This window comes from Streptomyces sp. NPDC001480 (assembly GCF_042894725.1).
GTDB lineage: Bacteria > Actinomycetota > Actinomycetes > Streptomycetales > Streptomycetaceae > Streptomyces.
In genome coordinates, this window is record NZ_JBIAVX010000001.1 from 649,694 (window position 1) to 665,468 (window position 15,775).

At 71.8% G+C, this 15,775-nt stretch carries 16 protein-coding genes; 6 read left to right on the forward strand and 10 right to left on the reverse strand.

The features are described from left to right. Positions 1 to 25: 25 nt before the first annotated feature. On the reverse strand, positions 26 to 538 hold the full coding sequence (locus ACFY01_RS03045; RefSeq protein ID WP_390733859.1) for a hypothetical protein: 513 nt from the start codon (positions 536 to 538) through the stop codon (positions 26 to 28). Positions 539 to 704: 166 nt separating this feature from the next. Between ACFY01_RS03045 and ACFY01_RS03050 the strand changes: the two genes are divergently transcribed. Then, positions 705 to 1,049: a cupin domain-containing protein gene (locus ACFY01_RS03050; RefSeq protein WP_390733860.1), complete on the forward strand. Its 345-nt coding sequence runs from the start codon at positions 705 to 707 to the stop codon at positions 1,047 to 1,049. Here the strand turns inward: ACFY01_RS03050 and ACFY01_RS03055 are convergent. After that, entirely contained in the window at positions 1,039 to 2,049 is a 1,011-nt protein-coding gene (locus ACFY01_RS03055) for a LacI family DNA-binding transcriptional regulator (protein ID WP_390733861.1), read from the reverse strand. The two genes, ACFY01_RS03050 and ACFY01_RS03055, sit on opposite strands and share 11 nt — an antisense overlap. Before the next feature lie 110 nt (positions 2,050 to 2,159). Here ACFY01_RS03055 and ACFY01_RS03060 point away from each other — a divergent pair, with 110 nt between their 5' ends. Further along, on the forward strand, positions 2,160 to 3,320 hold the full coding sequence (locus tag ACFY01_RS03060) for a Gfo/Idh/MocA family protein (protein WP_390733862.1): 1,161 nt from the start codon (positions 2,160 to 2,162) through the stop codon (positions 3,318 to 3,320). On the opposite strand, the gene ACFY01_RS03065 is transcribed toward ACFY01_RS03060, so the two are convergent. Further along, entirely contained in the window at positions 3,284 to 3,937 is a 654-nt protein-coding gene (locus ACFY01_RS03065) for a poly-gamma-glutamate hydrolase family protein (protein ID WP_390733863.1), read from the reverse strand. The two genes, ACFY01_RS03060 and ACFY01_RS03065, sit on opposite strands and share 37 nt — an antisense overlap. Before the next feature lie 11 nt (positions 3,938 to 3,948). After that, complete coding sequence (locus ACFY01_RS03070) at positions 3,949 to 4,980, reverse strand: LacI family DNA-binding transcriptional regulator (RefSeq protein WP_390733864.1); 1,032 nt, start codon at positions 4,978 to 4,980, stop codon at positions 3,949 to 3,951. Between the two features lie 161 nt (positions 4,981 to 5,141). Between ACFY01_RS03070 and ACFY01_RS03075 the strand changes: the two genes are divergently transcribed. From ACFY01_RS03075 to ACFY01_RS03085, 3 genes are read left to right on the forward strand one after another with little or no spacing between them, the layout of a single operon-like run. Next, positions 5,142 to 6,308, forward strand: a complete 1,167-nt coding sequence (locus ACFY01_RS03075) for a phytanoyl-CoA dioxygenase family protein (protein ID WP_390733865.1) — start codon at positions 5,142 to 5,144, stop codon at positions 6,306 to 6,308. A gap of 8 nt (positions 6,309 to 6,316) precedes the next feature. After that, positions 6,317 to 7,093 carry an SDR family oxidoreductase gene (locus tag ACFY01_RS03080; RefSeq protein WP_390733866.1) on the forward strand — a complete coding sequence of 259 codons (777 nt, stop codon included), beginning with the start codon at positions 6,317 to 6,319 and terminating at the stop codon, positions 7,091 to 7,093. A 45-nt stretch (positions 7,094 to 7,138) separates the two neighbouring features. After that, on the forward strand, positions 7,139 to 8,143 hold the full coding sequence (locus ACFY01_RS03085; protein ID WP_390733867.1) for a Gfo/Idh/MocA family oxidoreductase: 1,005 nt from the start codon (positions 7,139 to 7,141) through the stop codon (positions 8,141 to 8,143). A gap of 15 nt (positions 8,144 to 8,158) precedes the next feature. Here the strand turns inward: ACFY01_RS03085 and ACFY01_RS03090 are convergent, their stop codons facing one another. The 6 genes from ACFY01_RS03090 to ACFY01_RS03115 all read right to left on the reverse strand — a co-directional run bounded on the left by ACFY01_RS03090 (position 8,159) and on the right by ACFY01_RS03115 (position 13,691). Beyond that, positions 8,159 to 8,365, reverse strand: a complete 207-nt coding sequence (locus ACFY01_RS03090; protein WP_390733868.1) for a hypothetical protein — start codon at positions 8,363 to 8,365, stop codon at positions 8,159 to 8,161. A 50-nt stretch (positions 8,366 to 8,415) separates the two neighbouring features. Further along, a complete protein-coding gene (locus ACFY01_RS03095; RefSeq protein ID WP_390733869.1) occupies positions 8,416 to 9,660 on the reverse strand; it encodes a serine hydrolase domain-containing protein in 1,245 nt (414 codons plus the stop codon). A 111-nt stretch (positions 9,661 to 9,771) separates the two neighbouring features. Beyond that, positions 9,772 to 10,674, reverse strand: a complete 903-nt coding sequence (locus ACFY01_RS03100; RefSeq protein ID WP_390733870.1) for a sugar phosphate isomerase/epimerase family protein — start codon at positions 10,672 to 10,674, stop codon at positions 9,772 to 9,774. A 2-nt stretch (positions 10,675 to 10,676) separates the two neighbouring features. Continuing rightward, complete coding sequence (locus tag ACFY01_RS03105; protein ID WP_390733871.1) at positions 10,677 to 11,588, reverse strand: ATP-binding cassette domain-containing protein; 912 nt, start codon at positions 11,586 to 11,588, stop codon at positions 10,677 to 10,679. Between the two features lie 4 nt (positions 11,589 to 11,592). Beyond that, positions 11,593 to 12,672, reverse strand: coding sequence for an ABC transporter permease (locus ACFY01_RS03110; RefSeq protein WP_390733872.1), 1,080 nt, complete (start codon positions 12,670 to 12,672; stop codon positions 11,593 to 11,595). Beyond that, positions 12,672 to 13,691: a sugar ABC transporter substrate-binding protein gene (locus ACFY01_RS03115; protein ID WP_390733873.1), complete on the reverse strand. Its 1,020-nt coding sequence runs from the start codon at positions 13,689 to 13,691 to the stop codon at positions 12,672 to 12,674. Before ACFY01_RS03115 ends, ACFY01_RS03110 begins: the two co-directional genes overlap by 1 nt. Positions 13,692 to 13,864: 173 nt before the next feature. On the opposite strand from ACFY01_RS03115, the gene iolD reads away from it, so the two are divergent. Then, complete coding sequence (gene iolD, locus ACFY01_RS03120) at positions 13,865 to 15,754, forward strand: 3D-(3,5/4)-trihydroxycyclohexane-1,2-dione acylhydrolase (decyclizing) (RefSeq protein ID WP_390733874.1); 1,890 nt, start codon at positions 13,865 to 13,867, stop codon at positions 15,752 to 15,754. Positions 15,755 to 15,775 lie beyond the last annotated feature (21 nt).

A 15,775-nucleotide genomic window follows, 5' to 3' on the forward strand; every position in this document is an offset into this window, starting at 1 on the left:
AGCAATATATTGACACGATCGCCCGCTATTTGATGATCGCGTTGGCCACCACCACGAACACCCCGATCAGCGCGTCCCCCACCCCGGTGGCCATCGCGAAGAACCACCCGCGGCCCGCGGACCTCGCCGAGGCCAGGCCCAGGGAGAACAGCAGGGCGGTGTTGAAGAGGAACGCCGCGTACTCGACGCTCCTCGTCGGCCACCAGCCCCAGCCCGCGCCCGCGAGGATCAGGGCGCTGGGCAGCATGGCGACGACCAGGGGCCACTCGGCGGCGAGCGCGCGCAGGGCCTCACCGCGCCGGCGGGGGCCGCGCTCGGCGATGTAGTGGGCGTAGCCGTGCGCCAGGGCGGAGGCCAGGGCGGTCACCAGCAGCCACGCGGCGTCGTAGCGCCGGTCGGCCCGGCTGAAGCGCCCGTACTCGGTGAGCGCCGCCACCATGGCGCTGGCGACCACGGCGCCGTAGACCCCGCCGAACAGCAGCATGGACCGGCGGTCGTGCGCCGGCCGCCGGGGCACGGGCTCCGCGGGGTCCGTCATGGGCTGCTCTCTTCGGGGGCTCACAAGTGCGGCGCTCTCCACGATCACCCGCACCGACGCGCCCCGCCACCGCACGATGGCAGCGACGAACCGTCGTACGGGCCGCGCCGATCCCCCACACTGTGTCCACGCCCGGGCGTCGTACCCCGCGGCTAGGGTCGCCGGCATGACCCACAGCTTCGCCCTGAACGTCCCCGACGCCGAGCTCGAACCCGAGCCCCTCGATCCGGAGCAGATCCTCTCCGGCACGCCCGAAGTGACCGGAAAGGTGGTCTGGGAGTCGGCGGACGGCAGGCAGGTCCGCGGCATCTGGCAGATCACCCCGGGCGTGGTCACGGACACCGAGGCGGACGAACTGTTCGTGGTGCTCGACGGCTCGGCCACGATCGAGGTCGAGGGCGGGCCCACGCTGCGGGTCGGGCCCGGCGACATGGCCGTCCTGCGCGCGGGCGACCGTACGACGTGGACGGTCCACGAGACGTTGCGGAAGGTGTACGCGATCAACCTGTGACGGCTGGGGGCGCCGCCGTCGTCCCCCGGATCCGCAGCGCCGGCGCGGCCAGGTGGAGGCCGCCCTCTCCCCCGCGCCCGTCGAGCCGGTCCAGGAGGCAGCGGGCGGCGCGGCGGCCGACCTCGTGCGGGGCGGTGTCGACGGTGGTCAGCCAGACGTGGCGCAGCCGGGCGATGCTGGTGTTGTCGTAGCCGGTCACGGACACGTCCTCGGGCACCCGCAGCCCCAGTTCCCCGGCGGCCGACAGCGCGCCGACGGAGGCGATGTCGTTCACGGCGAGGAGTGCGGTGGGCCGTTCCGGGCGGCTGAGCAGCCGTACGGCGGCGCGGTAGCCGCCCTCCTCGGTGAGGTCGCCCGGCTCCACCGCGGCGCGGTCGGCGAGCCCGTGCTCGCGCATCGTCGTCTCGTAGCCGCGGCGGCGCAGCTCACCGACGGCGCCGGAGCCGGCGAGGTGCGCGATGCGGCGGTGGCCGAGCCCGATGAGGTGCTCGGTGACCAGCCGGGCGCCGTGCTCGTCGTCCCCGGCCACGATGTCGACGCCGGGCAGCACCGGTTCGCGAGCGCCCGCGACGACGACGGGCAGCCGCTCGGCGACCGCGGTGAGGACGGCCGGGTCGGGCAGGGTGCCGACGACCACCAGGCCGTCGACGCCGAGGTCCAGGAACGGGCCGGTCAGGTCGTGGCCGCCGCGCCGGTTCAGGCGGGCGTCGGCGAGCAGCATGTGCAGGCCCGCCGCGTTCAGCAGCGGGTTGAGGCCGTCGAGGAGGTCGACGAACCAGGGGTTGCGCAGGTCGTTGAGGAGCACCCCGATGGTGCGCGTGCGCTGTTCGCTGAGGCTGCGCGCGGCGGCGTTGGGCCGGTAGCCGAGTTCGCGCACCGCCCGTAGCACCGCCTCCCGTTTCTCCGGGCGCACGGGGCCGGAGCCGCGCAGCACCAGTGAGACCAGGGACTTGGACACGCCGGCCCGTTCGGCCACGTCGCGGATGGTCGGCGCTCTCATGGCATGGACCGTTCCATGACCCTCTCCCGCCTGTCAAAGGGTTGACACCGGTGCGAACCCCGCCCAGGGTGGGCCGGACAGAATATGGACCGGTCCAAAGAGGGGCTGTCATGGTGGATTCGCTCGGTGTCGCCGTCGTCGGGTTCGGCTGGATGGGCCGGGTCCACACCCAGGCGTACGCCCGCCTCCCGCACCACTACCCGCGGCTGGGCCTCAGGCCGGAGCTGGTGACGGTCGCCGAGGAGGTTCCGGGCCGGGCCGAGGAGGCCGCCGAGCGGTACGGCTTCGCCTCGGCCACCCGCGACTGGCGGGAGGTGGCCGCCGACCCCCGCGTCAGGGCGGTCAGCATCACCGCCCCGAACTTCCTGCACCGGCGGATCGGCGTCGCGATGGCCGAGGCCGGCAAGCACCTCTGGATCGAGAAACCGGTGGGCCTGACCGCCGAGGACGCCCGCGCGGTCGCCGACGCGGCCGCCAAGGCGGGCGTGCGCAGCGCGGTCGGCTTCAACTACCGCAACGCGCCCGCCGTCGAGACCGCCCGCGAGCTGATCGCATCCGGCGAACTCGGCACCGTCACCCACGCCCGCATCCGCCTCCTCAGCGACTACGCCGCCCACCCCGACGGCGCACTCACCTGGCGGTACGAGCGGGAGAGGGGCGGCCACGGAGTCCTGGGCGACCTGGCCTCGCACGGCGTGGACCTGGCCCGTTTCCTGCTCGGCGACATCGCCTCCCTGACCGCCGACACCGCCGTCTTCATCCCCGAGCGCGCCCGCCCCACCGGAGCCACCGCCGGCCACACCCGCGCCACCGGCGGCGAACCCGGCCCCGTCGAGAACGAGGACTACGTCAACTGCCTCCTGCGCTTCACCTCCGGCGCCCGCGGCACCCTGGAGGCCTGCCGGGTCTCCGTCGGCGAACAGAACAACTACGGCTTCGAGGTGCACGGCACTCGGGGAGCGGTCCACTGGGACTTCCGCCGCATGGGCGAACTGGCCGTCAGCCGCGGCACGCAGTACCAGGACCAGCCCGTCAGCACCCTCCACGTCGGCCCCGGTGACGGCGAATACGCCGCCTTCCAGCCCGGCTCGGCCAACGGAATGGGCTACGACGACCTCAAGGTCGTCGAGGCCGCCCGCTTCCTGCGCTCGATCGCCGAGGACAAGCCGTACGGCGCCACCCTGGACGACGCGGTGCACAGCGCCACCGCGCTCGACGCCATGGTCCGGTCGGCTCAGAGCGGCTCCTGGGTGGAGGTGGCCGGTTCCTGACCGCCCGGGCCGGCGGTGAGGCGGCGGACACCGGCGACCAGCGCCTCGATCACCACCGGCGGGGGTTGGTCGGGGACGCCGTCGCGTTTCGCCGGGCCGCTGGTGCGGGCCAGGAGCGGCAGTTCCACCTGGACCCCTGCCCGGCGGGTGAGGTTGACCGGGTTGCGGGGATGCAGCCCGCGCAGCTCGGCCGGTATCTCCGGGACGTGTGTGACGAACCGGAACCCGGCGGCGAGGGCGCTCAGTTCGCGGGCGAGGACGAGCGCCGCGTCCCGGTTGCCGCCGCCCAGGAAGACGGTGCGGGCAGCCTCGGGGCGCATGTGGCCGTGCAGGGAGACGGTGAGGGAGACCCGGGACAGGAACGCGCGCAGGAGCGCGCAGTGGTCCACGGCCATGCGCGGGGACGGGATGTGCACGGGCCGCCGGGTCTCCGGCTGGGTGAAGACCAGACTGGTGGCGCCGCAGCGGCGGGCCACGACGCGCGCGAGTTCGGCGGTGCCGCCCTCGTTGCTTCCGTGCAGGGCGAGCAGCCCGATGTCGCCACCTCGCACGAGGGTCGCGACCAGGGGGACGCCCTCGATCTCCAGGTGTTCGCTCTCCTCCTCGGCGCGCGTCACTTCGCACCCCCTCAACTCGCCATCTGCACGGGCATGTTGTAGGGCGTGACGACCTGGATCGCCGACGGCAGGGTGGGCCCGGCCGGGGGCAGGGCGCCGTGGGCGCGCATCACCAGGTGGCAGGCCTCGCGCAGGTCGTGGCGCAGGTCGTGGTGGAGCACGGCGGACAGGCGGTGCTCGCGCAGCAGACGGGTGTTGTCCTGGTCGAGGTCGTGCGCGACGAACACGGCACAGGGGCGGCCGAGGTCCGCGAAGGCCCGCAGCGTGGCGATGTTGCCGCCGCCGATCGAGTACACCGCGCGGATCTCCGGGTCCCGTTCCAGGGCGGCCCGCACCAGGTCGTACTGGGTGGCGTCCAGCCCCTGCCCCTCGGCGATCTCCACCAGCGCGCGCTCGGGGTACCGGGCCCGCATGGCGCTGCGGAAACCCATCTCCCGCTCCTCCTCGTTGCGGAAGAAGCCGCTGCTGAGGCTGGTGAGGACGTTGCCGGGCCGGTCGCCGAGCCACTGGCCCATCAGGTAGGCGGCGGTGGCCCCGGCCGCCCGGTTGTCGATGCCGACGTAGCCGAGCCGGCCGCTGGCGGGCAGGTCGGTGACCAGGGTGACCACCGGGATCCCGGCCGCGGTCAGCCGTCCGACGGCGGCGGTGACCTCGGGGACGTCGGGGGCCTTGAGGATCACGCCCTGCGAGCCGCGCCGGGCGATCCGGTCCAGGGTGGCGGCCAGTTCTCGTACCGGCCCGGTCTCCCGGAAGTGGAAGCGGGAGCGGAGCACCGCCGGGTGCAGTGCGGGCAGTTCGGCCTCCAGGGCGGCGCGCACGGCCGTGCTGAAGCGCTCGGGCGACTGCATCACGATGTCGACCATGAAGGTCCTGCCGACCAGCCGGACCTGGGTGCGCTGCCGGTCCAGGTCCGCGATGGCCCGGTGCACCTCCTGCTCGGTGCTCTGCCGCACACCTCCCCTGCCGTTCAGCACACGGTCCACCGTGGCCTCGCTGAGACCGGCCTGACGTGCGATCTCACGTATCGGGAAGGGATGGCCCATGGCGGGGGCTCCTCGGCTCCTTGAGGGGTTTTTGATGGCCTCGTGCTGGTTGTTCGAGGGGTTTGTACTGACAAGAATGACAGAGCCGCGTCGCTCCCGGAGCCGGCTCGTTCCCACGGCCGAAAGGCCGGCTCGCCGTCGTGACCGAAGGAAGGACACCGATGTCCCTCGTCTTTGCAACAGGCCCTGTCCGGCTGTCCGAGCAGACTTGCGATCTCGACGCCTTCCGCGCACTCGTGGAGCGGACCACCGACCCCGCCGACCACCCGTACGCCTCGCGGGTGGAGCGGAACGTCCTCGTCTACGACAGCGAGCGGCTGCGGGCGGCGGGGGACCGCCACGCCGTACAGGACGAGCTGGTCCGCGCGCTCACCGACGGCCCCGGAATCGTGGTCTTCGAGGGCGCCTTCCCGGACCCGGCCGTCGTCGACCGGGCCACCGCGGTGTTCGACGCGCTGATCGCCGAGCAGCGGGCCTCGGGCGCGGGCGCCGGGGACCACTTCGCCCGGCCGGGCGCCAACGACCGGGTGTGGAACGCGCTGGAGAAGGCGGCGTTGTACGACCCCGAGGCGTTCGCCGACTACTACGCAAACGACATCCTGGCCCTGGTGTCGACGGCCTGGCTGGGCCCCGGCTACCAGGTCACCTCCCAGGTCAACGTGGTCAACCCCGGCGGCGCCGCGCAGACCGTGCACCGCGACTACCACCTGGGCTTCCTCACGGCCGAGGCCGCCGCTGCGTACCCGGCGCACGTGCACCGCCTCTCCCCGGTGCTCACCCTCCAGGGCGCCGTCGCCCACTGCGACATGCCGGTCGAGTCCGGGCCGACGCTGTACCTGCCGTACTCGCAGGCGTACGAGCCCGGCTACCTGGCCTGGCGGCTGCCCGCGTTCCAGGCCTACTTCGAGGCGCACCACGTCCAGCTGCCCCTGGCCAAGGGCGACGCGGCCTTCTTCAACCCGGCGCTCTTCCACGCGGCCGGCACCAACCGCACCGCGGACGTCCGGCGCACGGCCAACCTGCTCCAGGTGTCCTCGGCCTTCGGGCGCGCGATGGAGACCGTGGACCGGGAGGCGGTGGTGAACGCGCTGTATCCGGTGCTGCTGAAGCGGAAGGCGGAGGGCGTCGGCGCTGCCTGGCTGGAGCACGTGGTCGCGGCGAGCGCCGAGGGCTACCCCTTCCCCACCAACCTCGACAGCGACCCGCCGGTGGACGGCCTGGCCCCGCACTCGCAGGCGGACCTCGTGCGGCGGGCGCTCGGCGAGGAATGGACCCCACAGGAGCTCCGCGCGGAGCTGCGCGCCGGTACCGAGCGACGCGAGAGCTGAGGACACGGATGGGACTTCTCGACGACAAGGTCGTCCTGGTCAACGGGGGCAGCCAGGGGGTGGGTGCCGCCATCGCGCGGGCCGCGGCCCGCGAGGGGGCGGTCGTGGCCGTCACCGGGCGGCGCCCCGAGCCGGGCGAGGCCCTGGTGGCCGAGCTGGCGGCGAACGGTGCCAAGGCCCTGTTCGTGCGCGCCGACCTCGCGGACGCCGAGCAGGCCAGGGCCGCCGTGGCGGAGGTGGTCGACGCCTTCGGCCGGGTGGACTGCCTGGTCAACTCGGCGGGCCTGACCTCCCGGGGCACCCTGCTGGACACCACGCCCGAGCTGTTCGACCAGCACATCGCGATCAACCTCAAGGGTCCGTTCTTCGCCATGCAGGCGGCCGTCGGCGACATGGTGGCCCGCAAGGCGCCCGGCACGATCGTCAACATCATCACCTCCTCGGCGCACGGCGGGCAGCCCTTCCTCGCGCCGTACGTCGCCGCCAAGGCCGGACTGGCGGGCCTGACCCGGAACGCGGCGCACGCCCACCGCTGGGACCGGATCCGGATCAACGGCCTGAACATCGGCTGGACCGCCACCGAGGGCGAGGACGCGACGCAGCGGGCCTTCCACGGTGCCGGGGACGACTGGCGGGATCAGGCCGCGGCCCGGCTGCCGATGGGCAAGCTCGGCCAGCCGGACGAGATCGCCGACTTCGTGGTCCTCCTGCTGTCCGACCGGTCCGGCGTGGTCACCGGCTCGGTGATCGACTGGGACCAGAACGTACTGGGCGGACTCGACTAGCCCCCTCCGCACCCCCGCACCCCCGCACCTAGGAGCAGCACCGGCATGCGTATCGGAATCCTCGGCCTCGGCCGCATCGGCGCCTTCCACGCCGAGACCCTCTCCGGGCTCGACGCCGTCGAGTCCCTCGTCGTCGCCGACCCGTTCGCGGACGCGGCCAAGGCCGCCGCCGAGCGGTTCGGCGCCGAGGTCGCGGACTCGCCCGAGGCGGTCCTGGCCGCCGGGGTGGACGCTCTCGTGGTGGCCGCGGCCACCGACGCCCACCCCGCCCTGATCGTGGCCGGCGTCGAGGCCGGGGTCCCCGTCTTCTGCGAGAAGCCCGTCGCCCGCACCATGCGGGAGGGCGTCGGGGTCCTCAAGGCCGTCGAGGGCAGCGACGTACCGGTCCAGATCGGCTACAACCGCCGCTTCGACGCCGGCTTCGTGGCCGCGCGGGCCGCCGTACGGGCCGGTGAGCTGGGCAAGCTGCACACGGTCCGCTCGACGACGCTGGACCCGGCCCCGCCCCCGGCCGCGTACGTCGCCGCCTCCGGCGGCATCTTCCGCGACTGTTCCGTGCACGACTTCGACATCATCCGCTGGGTGACCGGCCGCGAGGTGACCGAGGTGTACGCGGTCGGCGGCAACCGGGGCGCCGACTACATCAAGGAGGCGGGCGACGCCGACACCACCGGCGCGCTCCTCACCCTCGACGACGGCACGATCGCGGTGATCTCCAACAGCCGCCACAACGCCCGCGGTTACGACGTCCGGATGGAGCTGCACGGCTTCACGGACTCCATCGCCGTCGGTCTGGACGACAAGCTCCCGCTGCGCTCCGTCGAGCCCGGCGTGACCTTCCCCTCCGGCACCCCGCACGACTTCTTCATGGACCGCTTCACCGACGCCTACCGCGCCGAACTCACCGCGTTCACCGAGGTCGTCGCCGGCACCCGGCCCTCCCCCTGCACGATCGCGGACGCCCTGGAGGCCGGCTGGATCGCGGAGGCCTGCACCCTGTCGCTGCACGAGCACCGGCCGGTGACCATCGCGGAGGTCCGCGGCGCCTGAGCGGCCCTCAGGCCCTCACAGGCAGTAACGAACCAGCCACTCGTCCGGATCGTAGGCGTCACGCGCCGGGTCCGGCCGGGTGGCCGGCCGTTCCTCCACCGTGTCCGCCAGCCGCACCGGCTCCGGCAGCGTCCCGAACCGGGACCGGCGCGCGGCGGCCTCGGCGGTGTCCTGCGTGCTCTGTGTGCTCTGTGTGCCCTCGTCCTTCGACTCGCCGTTCATCCGGTCCTCCCCGTCACGGTGGCCACAGCCCGTCACCCTCTTCAACGTTCTCACCGCGCCGCCGGTTCCGCGGGCAGGTCGAAAACATGGTCCGGGGAGACGATCTTGGTGATGGCCTCGCCGAAGAGGGTGCTGGGCTCGGTCCCCCGGTGGTCGATGTCGGTGTTCAGCAGCACGACGAGGGTCGCCCGGGCCGATGGGAGGTAGACGGTGAGGGACTCGTAGCCGGGCAGGGAGCCGTTGTGGCCGATCCAGCCCTGGACGTCGAAGATGCCCAGGCCGTATCCGGCGCCCGGAACGGTCGTCGGGGGTGTGGTGAGCCGCTGCTTCTGGGTGGCGGGGCTGATCAGGGTGCGGCCGTCGGGCAGTTGTCCGGTGGCGACCGTGCGCGCCCAGACCCGCAGGTCGTCCAGGTCGGAGATCATCGCGCCGGCCGCCCAGCCCCAGGACGGGTTCCAGTCCGCCGAGTCCTCGACCCTGCCGGTCGCGGTCTGGTTCGTGTACCCCTGGGCGTGCGGTGCCGGGAACTCGTCGCCGGCGGGGAAGAGGGTGTGGTCGAGGCCGGCGGGGCCCAGGACGTTCCGGTGGACGTAGTCGGCGAGCGACAGGCCGCTCAGCCGCTCGACGACCAGGCCGAGCAGGATCAGGTTGGTGTTGCTGTAGTCGAACTTCGCCCCCGGCGGGAACAGCACGGGATGCCTGAAGGCGTAGTCGAGCAGCTGTCGCGGGGTGAACGGCCGTCGCGGATCGGACGTCAGCGCCTTGAAGAAGTCGTCGTCCTCGGAGTAGTTGAACAGTCCGCTGCGCATGCCGGCCAGCTGTCGCAGGGTGATCCGGTCGCCGTTCGGCACGCCGTCGACGTACTGGTCGATCGTGTCGTCCAGCCCCGCCTTGCCCTGGTCGACCAGTTCCAGCAGCGCCGTCACGGTGAACGTCTTGGTCTCGCTGCCGATCCGCATGTACAGGTCGGAGGACATCGGCCGGCCGGTCGCCCTGTCCGCGACGCCGAAGGACCTCACGTACCGGCCCTTGTCGGGTGTCCACAGTCCGACGGTGACGCCGGGGACGTTCGCCTCGCGCATGACGCCCCGCACGGCCGCGTCGAGCTGCCGCCGCACGGCGGGCGTGAGGTCACGCACGTCGTCCCGGGAAGGAGACGCCGAGGAAGGAGACGCCGAGGAGGGGGAGGCAGGCGGCGGACCGGTGGTGGTCCAGCCCGCGGCCGGGAGCGCCAGCATCCCCACCGCGGCGGCGGCGACAGCCCCTCTGCGCAGTCGTGCTGACGTGTGCGGCATGGGCGTACTCCCGACGCCGGCTGCATCCAGGAGTCGGCTGTTCCCAGAATAGGAGTGCCCGCACGCCACCGCCTGTCGACGGGACGTGCGGGCACTCCCGTTTCCTGCGTCTCAGGCCCCGCAGGAGCGCAGGAACTGCCGGGTGCGTACCGCGATGGGCAGTGGCTTGTCCGGCTCGCACGGGTACATGTCCTGCTCGACGATGGCGAACAGTTCCACACCCAGCTGCTGCGCCGCGGTCAGCACGGGCTCCAACTCGGGTACTCCGGCGGGCGGTTCGCACATCACCCCGCGCTGGACCGCCGGGCCGAACGGCACCTCGTTCTTGACCACGTCGGCCAGGATGTCCGGGTCGACCTGCTTGAGGTGCAGATAGCCGATCCGCTCGCCGTAGGTCTCGATCAGCTTGACGCTGTCGCCTCCGCAGTAGGCGTAGTGCCCGGTGTCCAGGCAGAGGTTGACCAGTTCGGAGTCGGTGGAGTCGAGGAACCGCTCGACGTGGTCCTCGGTGTCGATGTGCGTGTCGGCGTGCGGGTGGACGACCAGGTCGAGGCCGTACACCTCCTGGACCTCGTGGCCGAGCCGCTCCATGCCCTTGGTGAGGTGGGCCCACTGCTCGGCCGTCAGCTCCGGCGGTTCGAGGATCTCGGCGGTCTTGTCGTCCCGCCAGAAGGAGGGGATGACGACAAGGTGCTTCGCCCCCATGTCGCGGGTGAGCGCGGCGACCTGGCTGACGTGCTCCCAGGTGGCCTCCCAGACGGACGGGCCGCGGTGCATGCCGGTGAAGACCGTGCCCGCCGACACCTTCAGGTTCCGCTGCTGCAACTCGTCGGTGAGCCGGGCCGGATCGGTGGGCAGATAGCCGTACGGTCCCAGCTCGATCCAGGAGTAGCCGGCCTCGGCGACCTCGTCGAGGAAGCGCCGCCAGGGCACCTGCTGCGGGTCGTCGGGGAACCAGACGCCCCAGGAGTCGGGGGCCGAGCCCACCCGGATGCGGTCGAGGGCGTTGGCCATGGTCAGGAGGTCCCTTCCGGAGAGCTCGCCACGGGCGCGGTGAGGTCTTCCTCCTCGGGGAGTTCTTCGACGTCGACGCCGCGGACCTGGGCCAGTTCGTGCTTGAGGGCGGCGAGTTCGGTGCCGCCGGCCATGTGGTTGGTCAGCTCCTCCAGGCTGACCTCGCTACGGTCGGCGGACAGTTCCAGGGTGCCCAGGCGCAGGACGCTGAAGTGGTCGCCGACCATGTAGGCGTGGTGGGGGTTGTGGGTGATGAAGATGACGCCGAGGCCGCGCTCCCGGGCGGCGGCGATGTACTTGAGCACCACACCGGACTGCTTGACGCCGAGGGCGGCGGTCGGCTCGTCGAGGATCAGCACCCGGGCGCCGAAGTAGACGGCGCGGGCGATGGCGACGCACTGGCGCTGGCCGCCGGAGAGGGTGCCGATGGGCTGTTCGAGGTCGTCGAGGATGATGCCCATGTTGCGCAGTTCCTCGTCGGCGGTGGCCTTCATGCGGGCGATGTCGAGTCGGCGCACGGGCCAGGGGCCGCGGGTCATCTCCGAGCCGAGGAAGAAGTTCCGCCACACCGGCATCAGGGGGACGGTGGCGAGGTCCTGGTAGACGGTGGCGATGCCGCGGTCGAGGGCCTCGCGGGGGGTGGAGAAGCGCACGGGGGTGCCGTCGACGAGGAAGTCGCCCTCGGTGTGCTGGTGCAGCCCCGAGATGATCTTGATGAGGGTGGACTTGCCCGCACCGTTGTCACCCAGCACGCAGGTCACCCGGCTGGGGTGGACCTTGAGGTCGACGCCGTGCAGGGCGTGGACGTTGCCGTAGGACTTGCCCGCGTTGCGGAGCTCGACGATCGCCCCGTCCGCGGGGGGCACCGCGTCCTCGAGGACCACGCCGTGGGTTCCGGTTCCGTTGGTCGTCATCGGGTCACCTCCTGGTCGCGGCGCGCTGGACCCACAGATTGATCAGTACGGCGCCGAGGAGCATCACGCCGAGGAAGGCCTTGAACCAGTCGGGGTTCCAGCCGGCGTAGACGATGCCCTGGCTGACCATGCCGAACATGAAGGCACCGAAGACCGGGCCGATCGCCGAGCCGTAGCCGCCGGTCAGCAGACAGCCGCCGATCACCGCCGCGGCGATGTAGAGAAGTTCCTGACCGACACCTTCACCGGACTGCACGGTGTTGAAGGAGAACAGCTGGTGCATGCCGAGGAACCAGGCGCCGAAGCCCACGGCCATGAACAGCGTGATCTTGGTGAAGTTCACCGGGACGCCGACGGCCCGGGCGCTGTCCTTGTTGCCGCCGACCGCGAAGATCCAGTTGCCGTACTTGGTGCGCAGCAGCACCCAGGTGGCGAGGGCCGCGAAGACCAGCCACCACACCACGGTGATCTTGACCTGCACTCCGCCGACGTCGAACGAGGAGGCGAAGATCTTCTTCGCCTGGTCGAAGCCGTCCATGTCGCTGATGTCGTCGGTGGCCACGTTGCCGGTGACCAGCTTGGTGACCGCGAGGTTGACGCCCTGGAGGATCAGGAACGTGCCCAGGGTGACCAGGAAACTGGGCAGTCCGGTGCGGACCACCATCCAGCCGTTGAAGGCGCCGATGCCGAGCGAGACGAACAGCGCGACGATCACACCGACCCATACGTTCATGGTCAGCTGGTAGCTGAGCATGCTCGCGGTGAGCGCCGAGGTGATCACGGCGACACCGGCCGACAGGTCGAACTCGCCGCCGATCATCAGCAGGGCCACGGGCAGCGCCATGATCCCGATGGTCGACGACTGGTAGAGGACCGTGGCCATCGAGCTGCCCTGGCGGACCGTGGGCGCCGCGATCAGGAAGAAGACCAGGACGGCCGCGGCGCCGAGGAAGACACCCACCTCGGGGCGGGCCAGCAGCCTGATCACCAGGGGGCGTTCGGCGGTGCGCCCGTCGGTCTTCCTGGGGCCCGCACCCGGCGGCGCGCCGCCCACCGCCGGTTCAGCGTGCTGGGTCATGCTCATCACCGGGTGCCCTTCGCGGCGAACTGGGCGATGGTGTCGACGTTGGACTTGTCGACGAAGGCCGGGCCGGTCAGCACCGGCTGCTCGCCGCCGCCGCTGTAGTTGCCGTTGTTCTTGTAGAGCCAGAGGGAGTCGATCGCCAGGTAGCCCTGGAGGTAGGGCTGCTGGTCCACGGCGAACTGGATGGTGCCCTTCTTGATGGCGCTGGTCAGGTCCTTGTTCAGGTCGAAGGTGGCGACCTTGGCCTTGCTGCCCGCCTCGTCCACCGACTGCACGGCGGTCAGCGCGAAGGGCGCGCCGAGGGCGACCACGTAGTCGAGTGCGGAGTCCTGCTTGAGTTTCGCGGTGATCGTCGACTTCACGGACGGCATGTCGGTGCCGTTCACGTTCAGCGTCTCAGTCTTGCCGGAGAACGTCTTCTTCACGCCGTCGCAGCGCTGGGTGAGGCCGACGTTGCCCTGTTCCTGGACGACACAGACGACCTTCTTGGCACCCTCCTGGTTCAGCCGCTTGCCGAGCGCCTCGCCGGCCACCGACTCGTCCTGCCCGAAGAACTCCAGCAGGCCCAGCTTCTTCCAGTCGCTCACGCCCGAGTTGAGGCCGACCACGGGTATCTTCGCGGCGGTCGCCTTGCTCACGACGTCCTTCATGGCGTCGGGCTTGGCGAGGGTGATGGCGATGCCGTCGACCTTCTGGTCGATGGCGTTCTGGACGTAGTTGGCCTGGTTGCCCGCGTTAGGGTCGGCCGAGTAGACCAGTTTGATGTTGTCCTTGGCGGCCGCGGCCTCGGCACCCTTGCGGACGATGTCCCAGAAGGTGTCGCCGGGCGCCTGGTGGGTGACGAGGGCGACCGTCATGCGGGGGGTGTCGGCCTTGCCGGCGGACGCGTTCGCCCCGCCTTCCTCGGCCTTCTTCCCTCCCGAACTGCTGGAGCAGCCTGCGAGGGTCAGTGCTGCCGCGGCTGCCACGGCCACGACGGGGGCCAGTCGGCGGGAGCGGGAGAGAGAAGAGCGGTCCATTTGTCCTGCACCTCACTGTGCGACGGGGGAAAGGACGCTGTTGCGCTGGGACGCGATCCAAGTCCCTGCCACGCCCGCTGTCAATACTTTGTTAAGACATCATTTCACAAGCAGGTCAGAATGTAAGTACAAATCATTGACAGTGCCGCCGTCCGCGCTTACACCTGAGAGGCATGAGCCACTCGAGTCAGTCAACCCGCCGCCTGACCGTCGCGCAGGCGCTGGTGCGGTTCCTCTCCGTCCAGTACACCGAACGCGACGGCGTCCGGCACCGGCTGATCGCCGGCACCTGGGGGATCTTCGGCCACGGCAACGTCGCCGGGATCGGGCAGGCCCTCCTGGAATACCCCGATCTGATGCCCTTCCACCAGGGCCGCAACGAGCAGGCCATGGTGCACGCGGCCGTCGGACACGCCCGGCACCTCGACCGGCTGTCCGCGCAGGCGGTGACGACGTCCATCGGTCCGGGCGCGACCAACCTGGTCACGGGCGCGGCCCTGGCCACGATCAACCGCCTGCCCGTGCTCCTCCTCCCCGGCGACACCTTCGCCACGCGTCCCGCCGACCCCCTGCTCCAGCAGCTGGAACACCCGACCGAGGCCGACGTGTCCGTGAACGACACCCTGCGCCCGGTCTGCCGCTACTTCGACCGCGTCACCCGCCCCGAGGCCCTGATCCCCTCCGCGCTGAGCGCCATGCGCGTGCTGGCGGACCCGGCTCAGACCGGCGCCGTCACGCTCGCGCTGCCGCAGGACGTGCAGGCGGAGGCCTTCGACTGGCCCAAGGAGTTCTTCGCCGAGCGCGTCTGGCACGTGCGCCGGCCCGCCCCGGACCCGGCCGAACTGGCCGCCGCCGTACGGGCCGTCCGCGCCGCCGAGCGGCCGCTGATCGTCGCGGGCGGCGGAGTCCACCACAGCCGGGCCGAGGAGGCGCTCAGGGCGCTGGTGGAGGCCACCGGCATCCCGGTCGCCTCGACGCAGGCGGGCAAGGGCTCCCTCAGATACGACCATCCCGCCGACCTGGGCGGCATCGGCCACACCGGCACGGCGGTCGCCGACGACCTCGCCCGCACCGCCGACCTGGTCATCGGGGTCGGCACCCGGTACACCGACTTCACCACCGCCTCCGGCACGCTGTTCCAGAACCCGGGCGTCCGCTTCCTGGGCGTCAACATCACCGGCTTCGACGCCCACAAGCTGGCCGCGCGAACCGTGGTGGCCGACGCGCGGACCGCCCTGGAGGCGCTCCGCGAGGAGCTGGCCGGACACCGGGTGGACCCGGCGTACGAGGCGGAGTACCGCGCGGGCAAGGAGCGCTGGGAGCGGGTCGTGACGGCCGCCTACCGGGCCGACGACGAGGACGCCGTGCCGACCCAGACACAGGTGCTGGGCGCCCTGGACGCGGTGGCCGGCGACGAGGACGTGGTGATCAACGCGGCGGGCTCGCTCCCCGGCGACCTGCACAAGCTGTGGCGGGCCCGCAGCCCGCGCCAGTACCACCTGGAGTACGGCTACTCGTGCATGGGTTACGAGATCCCCGCGGGCATCGGCGTCCAGCAGGCGGCCCCGGACGCCGTGGTCTGGTCGCTGGTCGGGGACGGCACCTACCTGATGATGCCGACCGAGATCGTCACCGCCGTCCAGGAACGGCTGCCCGTCAAGCTGGTGCTGATCCAGAACCACGGGTACGCCTCCATCGGCGGCCTGTCCGAGTCGGTGGGCGGCGAGCGGTTCGGCACCGCCTACCGGTACCGCGCGGCCGACGGCACCTTCTCGGGCGCCCCGCTGCCCGTGGACCTGGCCGCCAACGCGGCCAGCCTCGGCATGGACGTGCTGCGCGCCAAGACGGTCCGGGAGCTGCGCGAGGCGCTCGCCACGGCCCGCGCCGCCGACCAGCCGACCTGCGTGTACGTCGAGACGGCCCTCCACGCTCCCGACCCCGCCGCTCCCCCGGCCGAGGCCTGGTGGGACGTACCCGTCGCCGAGACGGCCTCGCGCGAGGCCGCCGTACGGGCCCGCGAGGACTACGACCGGCAGGTCGCGGCCCGCCGCCGGCACCTCTGAACCTCCCCCACGCCCCAAGGA

Coding starts and splice junctions, on each gene's coding strand:
- ACFY01_RS03105 (WP_390733871.1), bottom strand. CDS start 11,588: ATGACGACCAACGGAACCGGAACCCACGGCGTGGTCCTCGAGGACGCG.
- ACFY01_RS03095 (WP_390733869.1), bottom strand. CDS start 9,660: ATGCCGCACACGTCAGCACGACTGCGCAGAGGGGCTGTCGCCGCCGCC.
- ACFY01_RS03045 (WP_390733859.1), bottom strand. CDS start 538: ATGACGGACCCCGCGGAGCCCGTGCCCCGGCGGCCGGCGCACGACCGC.
- ACFY01_RS03060 (WP_390733862.1), top strand. CDS start 2,160: ATGGTGGATTCGCTCGGTGTCGCCGTCGTCGGGTTCGGCTGGATGGGC.
- ACFY01_RS03085 (WP_390733867.1), top strand. CDS start 7,139: ATGCGTATCGGAATCCTCGGCCTCGGCCGCATCGGCGCCTTCCACGCC.
- ACFY01_RS03100 (WP_390733870.1), bottom strand. CDS start 10,674: ATGGCCAACGCCCTCGACCGCATCCGGGTGGGCTCGGCCCCCGACTCC.
- ACFY01_RS03055 (WP_390733861.1), bottom strand. CDS start 2,049: ATGAGAGCGCCGACCATCCGCGACGTGGCCGAACGGGCCGGCGTGTCC.
- ACFY01_RS03110 (WP_390733872.1), bottom strand. CDS start 12,672: ATGAGCATGACCCAGCACGCTGAACCGGCGGTGGGCGGCGCGCCGCCG.
- ACFY01_RS03075 (WP_390733865.1), top strand. CDS start 5,142: ATGTCCCTCGTCTTTGCAACAGGCCCTGTCCGGCTGTCCGAGCAGACT.
- ACFY01_RS03080 (WP_390733866.1), top strand. CDS start 6,317: ATGGGACTTCTCGACGACAAGGTCGTCCTGGTCAACGGGGGCAGCCAG.
- ACFY01_RS03090 (WP_390733868.1), bottom strand. CDS start 8,365: ATGAACGGCGAGTCGAAGGACGAGGGCACACAGAGCACACAGAGCACG.
- ACFY01_RS03115 (WP_390733873.1), bottom strand. CDS start 13,691: ATGGACCGCTCTTCTCTCTCCCGCTCCCGCCGACTGGCCCCCGTCGTG.
- iolD (WP_390733874.1), top strand. CDS start 13,865: ATGAGCCACTCGAGTCAGTCAACCCGCCGCCTGACCGTCGCGCAGGCG.
- ACFY01_RS03070 (WP_390733864.1), bottom strand. CDS start 4,980: ATGGGCCATCCCTTCCCGATACGTGAGATCGCACGTCAGGCCGGTCTC.
- ACFY01_RS03050 (WP_390733860.1), top strand. CDS start 705: ATGACCCACAGCTTCGCCCTGAACGTCCCCGACGCCGAGCTCGAACCC.